At 68.0% G+C, this 7948-nt stretch carries 7 protein-coding genes; 2 read left to right on the top strand and 5 right to left on the bottom strand.

The features are described 5' to 3' along the window. The first annotated feature begins 157 nt into the window (after positions 1-157). Complete coding sequence (locus ACWDAK_RS40055; protein WP_427396363.1) at positions 158-1225, top strand: glucose-1-phosphate thymidylyltransferase; 1068 nt, start codon at positions 158-160, stop codon at positions 1223-1225. A gap of 92 nt (positions 1226-1317) precedes the next feature. Here ACWDAK_RS40055 and ACWDAK_RS40050 read toward each other — a convergent pair whose 3' ends face one another. Next, on the bottom strand, positions 1318-2271 hold the full coding sequence (locus ACWDAK_RS40050) for an NAD-dependent epimerase/dehydratase family protein (protein WP_344641474.1): 954 nt from the start codon (positions 2269-2271) through the stop codon (positions 1318-1320). A gap of 164 nt (positions 2272-2435) precedes the next feature. Between ACWDAK_RS40050 and ACWDAK_RS40045 the strand changes: the two genes are divergently transcribed. Beyond that, a complete protein-coding gene (locus tag ACWDAK_RS40045; protein ID WP_344641475.1) occupies positions 2436-3245 on the top strand; it encodes a class I SAM-dependent methyltransferase in 810 nt (269 codons plus the stop codon). Here the strand turns inward: ACWDAK_RS40045 and ACWDAK_RS40040 are convergent, their stop codons facing one another. The 4 genes from ACWDAK_RS40040 to ACWDAK_RS40025 form a co-directional block, all read right to left on the bottom strand. Further along, a complete protein-coding gene (locus ACWDAK_RS40040) occupies positions 3246-4433 on the bottom strand; it encodes a DegT/DnrJ/EryC1/StrS family aminotransferase (protein ID WP_344641476.1) in 1188 nt (395 codons plus the stop codon). Then, positions 4430-5617, bottom strand: coding sequence for a nucleotide disphospho-sugar-binding domain-containing protein (locus ACWDAK_RS40035; RefSeq protein WP_427396248.1), 1188 nt, complete (start codon positions 5615-5617; stop codon positions 4430-4432). Before ACWDAK_RS40035 ends, ACWDAK_RS40040 begins: the two co-directional genes overlap by 4 nt. Positions 5618-5701: 84 nt before the next feature. Beyond that, positions 5702-6307, bottom strand: a complete 606-nt coding sequence (locus tag ACWDAK_RS40030) for a response regulator transcription factor (RefSeq protein WP_344641478.1) — start codon at positions 6305-6307, stop codon at positions 5702-5704. Next, a complete protein-coding gene (locus tag ACWDAK_RS40025; RefSeq protein ID WP_427396249.1) occupies positions 6304-7461 on the bottom strand; it encodes a sensor histidine kinase in 1158 nt (385 codons plus the stop codon). The genes ACWDAK_RS40030 and ACWDAK_RS40025 overlap by 4 nt, the downstream gene beginning before the upstream one ends. Between the last annotated feature and the right edge of the window lie 487 nt (positions 7462-7948).

Here is a 7948-nt window from a genome sequence, read left to right as displayed (position 1 = left end):
CAACAACACCTCACCCAGCCCACCCCCGCCGAGGTGACCGCCCAACTCGCACGGGACATCGAACAGTTCACCGGCCCATGGGCCACCACCGTACGGACACGGGCGTGAGAGGCACAGCCTCTCTCGGGACAGGCGAAGGCGAGGAGGACATCGCGAGATGAAAGCACTCGTACTGGCAGGCGGAACGGGCAGCAGGCTGCTCCCCATCACCCACACCGCCCCCAAGCAACTGGTTCCGGTGGCCAACAAACCCGTGCTCTTCTACGGGATCGAGTCACTGGTCGCCGCTGGGATCACCGACATCGGGATCATTGTGGGTTACACGGCCGACGAGATCCGTGCTGCGGTCGGCGACGGCAGTGCCTTCGGGGCCAAGGTGACCTACATTCAGCAGGACAAGCCGCTCGGCCTGGCGCACGCGGTCCTGGTGGCCCGCGACTACCTGGGCGACGACGACTTCGTCATGTACCTGGGCGACAACTTCATCGTCGGCGGCATCAGCGAGCTGGTCGACAGCTTCCACACCAAGCGGCCCGACGCCGACATCCTGCTGACGCGGGTGGCGGACCCCAGCGCCTTCGGCGTGGCCGAACTGGACGACGCGGGCCGGGTCGTACGCATCGAGGAGAAGCCCAAGAGCCCCGTCAGCGACCTCGCTGTGGTCGGGGTCTATCTCTTCACCCCGGTGGTGCACGAGGCGGTACGAGCCATCACACCCTCGGCCCGCGGCGAGCTGGAGATCACCGATGCGCTCCAGTGGCTCATCGACCGGGACCACACCATACGGTCGACGCTGATCACCGGCTACTGGAAGGACACCGGCAACGTCAGCGACATGCTGGAGGTCAACCGCTCGGTCCTGGAGACCTTGGAGCCCTGCGTGTCCGGGAAGATCGACGCGGACAGCGAGATCATCGGCCGCGTCCGGATCGAGCGGGGCGCCAGTATCTCCGGGTCCCGGATCGTCGGCCCGGCGGTCATCGGTGCGGGGACGACCGTGACCAACTCCTACATCGGCCCGTCGACCTCCATCGCCGAGGACTGCGTGATCGACTCCAGCGAGATTGAGTTCTCGATCATCCTGGAGGGAGCGAGCATCGAGGGGGTCGGCCGCATCGAGGCCTCCCTGATCGGCCGGGAAACCCAGGTCACCCGCGCCAACCGGACGCCCCGGGCCCACCGCTTCGTCGTGGGCGACCACAGCAAGGTGCAGATCACCCCATGAGAATCCCCGTCACCTGAGAATCCTCGTGATCCAACGAGCGGAGTGGCCGGCCCCCCGCGGGGGCCGGCCACTCCGCCGAGGTGACGCCGATCTCACCCGTAACGTCCGGCACGTTCCCGCACTGCGGCGGACCGCGCGAGCCACATCGCCCTGATGCCGTCGGCCAAGGACGTCTCGGCCCGCCAGCCGATCGCGGAGCGGATCCTCTCGACGTCCAGCCAGACATGAGCGCGGTCGAGCTGCCGCGACGGCACCTGATCGAACACCATCTCCCGAACCGTCACCGTACGCACGACATCGGCCAACTCCGCCAGCGAGGTCGGCCGGCCCGAACCGACGTTCAGCACCAGGGGATTGCCCCATGTCGCGAACAGTTCTTTCCGGTCGACCAGAGAAATGCGATGCATGCATTCGACAACGTCATCGATGTAGACGTAGTCCCTGGTGCTACCCGGATCACCGATGATCTGGAGCGGGCGTCCCTCCTCCGCCGCCCGCATCCAGTACGCCAGCACGCCCTGCCCCGCGGCGCCCTGCTGACCAGGGCCGTACACGTTCGACAGCCGGAGGATGACACCGGGAATGGTGTCGGAGCGGTCGAACAGCTCCTGTTCCAGCGCAAGTTTCGCGGCGCTGTACCCGGTGGTCGCCCGGGTCGGGGAGAGCTCCGAGAACGGCGGGGCGTCGTCGGGGTCGTACACGGTGCCACCGGAGCTGGTGAGCACCACCACCGGCGGCCTGTCCATCCGTGCCAGCCGGCGCAGCAGCTCGGCGAACAGCGCATGATCGGCATGCGCCCACTCGGGGTGCTGTTCTCCCAGCGTCGGATTGATACTGCTGGCGAGGTAGAAGACGACATCCGCGGTGAGCACGGCGTATGCCAGGCCGTCAGGCGGCATGAACCGGGCTTTCCTGGTGAAGCACGCGGTGTCGATCCGCTCTCTGGTCAGCAGCGCGCTGAGCCCCGTTCCGATAAACCCACCCGCCCCGATGACCACTGCCCGGCGTAGGCCTGTCTGTGCGGCGTGGAATGCCTGTGCGGGCATCATAAACGCTCCCCTTGCATCAGGGTTGTCTATACCGGCGTTCCAGTCCAGCAGCGGATGCTCCAACATCGCTGGACGAACGTCGGCGCGCGCGCCTGCACCTCCGTACTACCGGCCTCCGAGGCGTCCCGGCTAGGTTCCGGTCCACCAGAGAGGAATTCATCATGCTCGCCAAGAAAGCAAGCCACGCCGAGTACCAGGACTGGAACAAGAAGTGGGGTGCGCCCTACGGCCACAACGTCGACAGGCCGCTGCTGCTGACGCACCGTTTCATCGACGACGACCCCGAGCGTTACGGGCCGTTCGGCTTCCAGTGGACGAGCCACACGAGGGCCGTCGAATATCCGTGGGCCTTCTTCACCGCCGATCCCCGGCCGGGCATGCGGGTCATGGACGTGGGCGGTTGGCTCAGCGGGTTCCAGGTGGTGCTGGCGAAGCAGGGCTGTGAGGTCGTCAATGTGGACCCCTCGTCACCCGCCGATCTGCGGTGGACGATCCGCGGGGAGGCGACCGAAGGCAGCCACTCCGAGATCCACCGCAGGTTCACCTCCCTCTTCGACGTCGATGTCACGCTGGTCACCGAGCGACTGCAGGACACGGAGTTCGAGGCGGACTCGTTCGACCGCATCTTCGCCCTCTCGGTCCTTGAGCACGTCGACCAGGCCGAGGCGCAGGAGATGGTGAACACCATGGAACGGCTGCTCGCCCCGGGCGGTCTGGCCGTACTGACCATCGACCTGTTCCTGGACCTCGAACCGTTCGGGGCGTTCCAGCGGAACGTGTACGGCCGGAACCTCGATGTGTGCAGCCTGGTCAACGGCACCGGGATGACCATGGTGCACGGCGATCCCCAGGAGCTACACGGCTTCCCGGAGTTCGACCCGAAGCGCATCGTGGCGCGGGCCGAGGAGTTCGATCTCGGCTGGAGCTACCCCGTGGTCAGCCAGCTCATCGCGTTGCGCAAACCGGAGTGATCACGCGGCCTCCGGCAGCCTCCGCGTGATCTCGGACCCCCGTTCCGCCGCGAACCGGATCAGCGCACAGGTCTTCGCGATATCGCCGGCGGTGATGCTCTCCCCGGTGGGCAGCACCATGACCCGGCCGGCGATCCGGTCCGTACCGGCGAACGGGCGGTCCGAACGATAGGGCGCCATGCGGTGGCAGCCCGGGTAGAAGTAGCGGCGTGGATAGACGTTCTCGGCCGCCAGGACCGCCATGAGGTCATCGCGGCCGAGTCCGGTGATGTCGGAGTCCACGTCGAGCACCACGTACTGGTAGTTGTTGGGCTCCCGTTCATCGATCTCCAGCAGGCGCAGTCCGGGCGTGCCGGAGAGCTCGGCACGATAGCGCCGGTAGTTCTCCCGGTTGCGGCGGACGAAGTAGTCCATGTCGTCGAGGGACGTCAGACCCATGGCGGCGGCCGCTTCGCTCAACTTCGCGTTGGTTCCCACCGATACGACGTCATCCGAGCCCGCGATGCCGAAGTTCCGCATCTCCACGGCCTTGCGGGCGATCTCCGGATCGGAGGTCACCAGTGCGCCGCCTTCGAAGGAGTTGATGAACTTCGTCGCATGGAAGCTGAAGACCTCGGCGTCGCCGAATCCGCCGATCGGCCTGCCGTCCCAGCCGCATCCGAAGGCATGGGCCGCATCGAAGATCAGCCGAAGGCCGTGCCGCCGGGCCAGCCGGCTCAGTTCGTCCAGCCGGCTCGGTCGCCCCCAGATGTGGACGCCCAGGATGGCCGTTGTGGCCGGGCTGATCAGCGCCTCGATCTCCGACAACAGCACCGATCCGTCGTCCGGGTCGACGTCGCAGAGAACCGGGGTCAGCCCGATCCACGACAGGGCGTGCGCGGTGGCCGCGAAGGTGAACGACGGCATGATCACCTCGCCCGTCACATCGCAGGCGCGCAGCGCCAACTGCAGGGCCGCGGTGGCGTTGCAGGTCGCGACGGAGTACTCGGTCCCGGCGGTCTGCGCCACGCGCCGCTCGAACTCCGCGCACATCTCACCGCCGTTCGTGAGCCACCTGCTGTCGAAGACCTTGTCCATGCGGTCGTAGAACGCCTTCCGCGAGCCGATGTTGGGCCTTCCGAAGACAACCGGTGCGTCGAAGGCCCGCTCTCCGCCGAGGATGGCCAGGTCCTGCAGTGCCCGCTTCACCGCCGCCCCCGCGTGGCAGCGAGGTCTTCGAGTGACTCCACCACGCGGGCGGCGGACGGCTGTGCCGACATCTCCGCCCGCAATCTCCTTGCCTGGTCGCGGTATTGGGGATCGGTCAGCAGTTGCCGGACGTGGGAGGTGATCGCCTCTGGCGTCACGGACCCCGCGTACATCCACCGTCCCGCGCCGCGCTCCGCGAGCTGCTCGGCGTTGGACGTGTGGTCGGCGGCAAGCGGCAGCAGTAACTGCGGCACACCGTAGGCGAGTGCCGTCATGGCGGTGCCACCGCCGCCCTGGTGAATCACCAGATCGCAGTGGGGCAGCAGCAGATGCAGCGGCGTCGGGTCGAGGAAGCGCACATCTCCGGCGACCTCGGCGGACAGGACCCGTTCGACGTCGTCGACGATCGCCAGGACCTCGACGTCGAAGCCGGCCAGACCGCGCAGTACGGCGCCGAACAGCGCCCTGGCGGCACCGTCGCCGAGCGGCTCGGCGATGCTGCTGGCAAGGATCACGATCCTCGGCCGCCGCGGTGCCTCCAGCTGCCACGGCCTCAGCTCGGCGGGCCCGTTGTACGGCACGAACCGCATCGGCAGCCGCACCACGTCGGCACCGGTGTCGATCTGCAGTGATGGCGGGCATGGGTCCACGGTCACGGTTCCCAGGGTTTCCACACCCGCCAGACCGATACGGGAGCAGATGTCCGCCAGCGCCTGCGGCTCGAATTCCCGCGTCCGGTAGGTGTAGTCCATGCCCCAGACATGGCGTACTGCGGGTACGTCCAGTACCGCCGCGGTCAGCGGACCGACAAACGTGGTCGGATCGTAGAGGACGATATCCGGCTTCCAGGCACGGGCGAACTCCAGCGTGTCGTCGATGGATGCGTCCGCCAGCAGCCGGTACAGCTCGACCGCGCTGGTGCCCCGGTCCCGGATATCCTCCAGGGTGACCGGAGCCGACCTGGCCGTGAGCCATTCGAAATACCAGCGCGTCATCTGCCGCACCTCGGAGTCGATGTCCTTCCCCAAGGCGACGGCGGGCAGGCCCGCGGCGGTGATGACAGGGGTCAGGCTGGCGGTACTCGCGACGACCAGTTCGTGTCCGGCTGCGCGGAACGCCCAGCTCAGCGGAACGAGCGACAGGAAATGCGACCTCCATGCCCATGTCGTGACGAGCACGCGCATGAAAGGAACCCCCTTCTCTCTCAGGTCTTGCCACGATGGCCCACGCCGGTCGAAGACCGCTGGAGAACCATGAGAGTCGGGGGGTTACAGCCAGCCGCGGTCCCGGGCGATTCTTATGGCCTGGACCCGGTTGCGGGAGTTCGTTTTCGCGATCGCCACGGTGATGTAGTTGCTCACCGTGCTCACCGACAGGTGCAGGTGCTCCGCGATCTCGGCCACGGTGTCGTGCAGCTGCGCGGCGCGCAGTACATCACGCTCCCGCTTGCTCAGCGGGCAGCCGCCGGACGACATCGCAAGGTGCAATTGCTCGCCGGAGAACAGGATCTCCCCCGCCGCCACGCGCCGGATGGCCGCGGCGATGTCGCTCACCGGTGAGTCCTTGGTGATGTAGGCGCGCGCACCTGCCTCCAGCGCGCGGCGGACATAGCCCGGCCGGTGAAAGGTCGTCAGCATCATCACCAGCGGCGCGTCCGTGAGTTTCTGGAGCGCCTCCGCCACGTCCAGCCCGCTCGCCCCGGGCATCTCCACGTCTAGCAGGAGGACGTCGCAGCACCCGTCCGACAGGGTCTCCACCGCCGTGTCCCCGTTGTCGAGCTGGACCACCACCGTGATGTCCGGCTCCAGCTCCAGCAGCGCGACGATGGCCGACCGCAGCATCACCTGGTCCTCGACGATCCCGACGCGTATCACGGCCGGTCACCTTCTCCCGCTCCCATGCGATCCTCGATCGCGCTGTCCAGCGGCAGTTCGAGGGCCAGCCTGAATCCGCCGCCGGGCAGCGGGGTGGCCGTCAGGTGACCGCCCAGTTCGCTCGCCCGTTCCCGCAACCCGGCGAGGCCGTGCCCGCCGCCGGGGATGGCCGTGTCGATCTGCGCGCCGCCGAGATCGTCATTGACCACCGTCAGCCGGGCGGTCCGCAGGTCCGCCGTCACGCCGATCGTGCAGCTGGCCGCGTTCGCATGCCGCAGGATGTTCGTCACTGCCTCCCGAAGCCCCCACGCCAGGACCGCGTCGGTGTCCGGTCCCCAGGTTCGTGGCGGTATGTCCACCGTGACGCCGTTGCGCAGCGGGCGAAGGCTCTTTCGGGCTTGTTCCACCTCCTCGGCCAGCGAGGTGGCGCGGTAACCGGCCACCGCCTGCTGCACTTCGGCCATGGCCGCGCGACCCACCTGTTGCACGTCCCTGGCAGCGAGCGCCGATGCCTCGGGGTCGCGCCCGGCCAGGCGTTCGGCGAGTTCTGCCTTGACCACCATCGTGGTGAGGCTGTGTCCGAGCAGATCGTGCAGGTCCCTGGCAATGCGCAACCGCTCGTTCTCCACCGCGGCCATCGCATGGGCCTGCCGGTTGGCGCGGGACTGCGTGATCTCCACCAGCAGCCGTCCGCGCAGCACGGCGATGACACCGGCCGCGGCCACGGTCAGCACCGCCTGGACGGAACCACCGCCTGCCGCAACGCTCAGCGCGGTGACGGCGGTGACACCGGATACGGCACCCCAGACCAGCGGAAGCAGGTTCGCGGACGAGATCGCGGTGAGGATGGCCGAGACCAGCCACGCGCTGGTCGTCGCCGCCATGCCCAGTACCGAGAGGACCGTGAGGAAGCCGTACAGCGTGACGCGCAGAGGAAGGGGGGACCGGGGCGTCAGCCGTTGACCGGCCAGGAAGAGCGCCCCGAACACGACCAGGCCGATGCAGCTGGCAACGGCGCGCCCCGGCGGCAGGTCGAGGGAACGCAGCAGGGGACTGGCCAACAGCACGACCAAGAAGGAGAGTTCACTCGACTGGGTTTCTCTCCGCCCGGCCCATATGCGGTAGCGGCGTAAGCCGATGGCCACCGCGTCCACCCCATCGCGTAGACGCCGCAGCGGCCCAGTGCCCATGCGCGAGACGATACCTGGCCTGCGATTCTCCCGCAAAGCGGTCCCCGGCGGGCCCGGAGTGGCGCGGGGTGGCCGAACGCCGGTTGTCCGCACGGCGGTTGGCGTCCGGAGAGGGCCTCGATGGGTGGGGGGAGCACTTCCTCGGGCTCCCGCACGGAACTCCGCCTCGCACCGTCCACACGTCCGTGCCACGACCCCGACGTCCCCTGTCGCCACGATCCTCACGCTGCGAGGTAATCCCACAGCTGACGTGTCATCACCACTGCGGAGCTGAACCGCCGCGGCCGCAACGGTGTACGGGCACGGCACCGCGCTGGTCAGCGGCGCAGCAGGTCGCCCAGTACCGCCGAGTGTGTGAGTTGGGCGGTCACCTCGGCGGGGGTGGGCTGGGTGAGGTGTTGTTGTCGGAGTCGGGTGGCGGCCTGCTGGTGGGTGGGGAGGTCACCGAGGA

Source organism: Kitasatospora sp. NPDC001175 (assembly GCF_053598215.1).
The sequence above is the reverse complement of the archived record's forward strand: the minus strand, read 5'-3'. Positions and strand labels throughout refer to the sequence as shown.

Bases quoted from the DNA above. Each gene is read 5' to 3' on its own strand.
- ACWDAK_RS40055 (WP_427396363.1), top strand. From the start codon at position 158: ATGAAAGCACTCGTACTGGCAGGCGGAACGGGCAGCAGGCTGCTCCCC.
- ACWDAK_RS40050 (WP_344641474.1), bottom strand. From the start codon at position 2,271: ATGCCCGCACAGGCATTCCACGCCGCACAGACAGGCCTACGCCGGGCA.
- ACWDAK_RS40045 (WP_344641475.1), top strand. From the start codon at position 2,436: ATGCTCGCCAAGAAAGCAAGCCACGCCGAGTACCAGGACTGGAACAAG.
- ACWDAK_RS40035 (WP_427396248.1), bottom strand. From the start codon at position 5,617: ATGCGCGTGCTCGTCACGACATGGGCATGGAGGTCGCATTTCCTGTCG.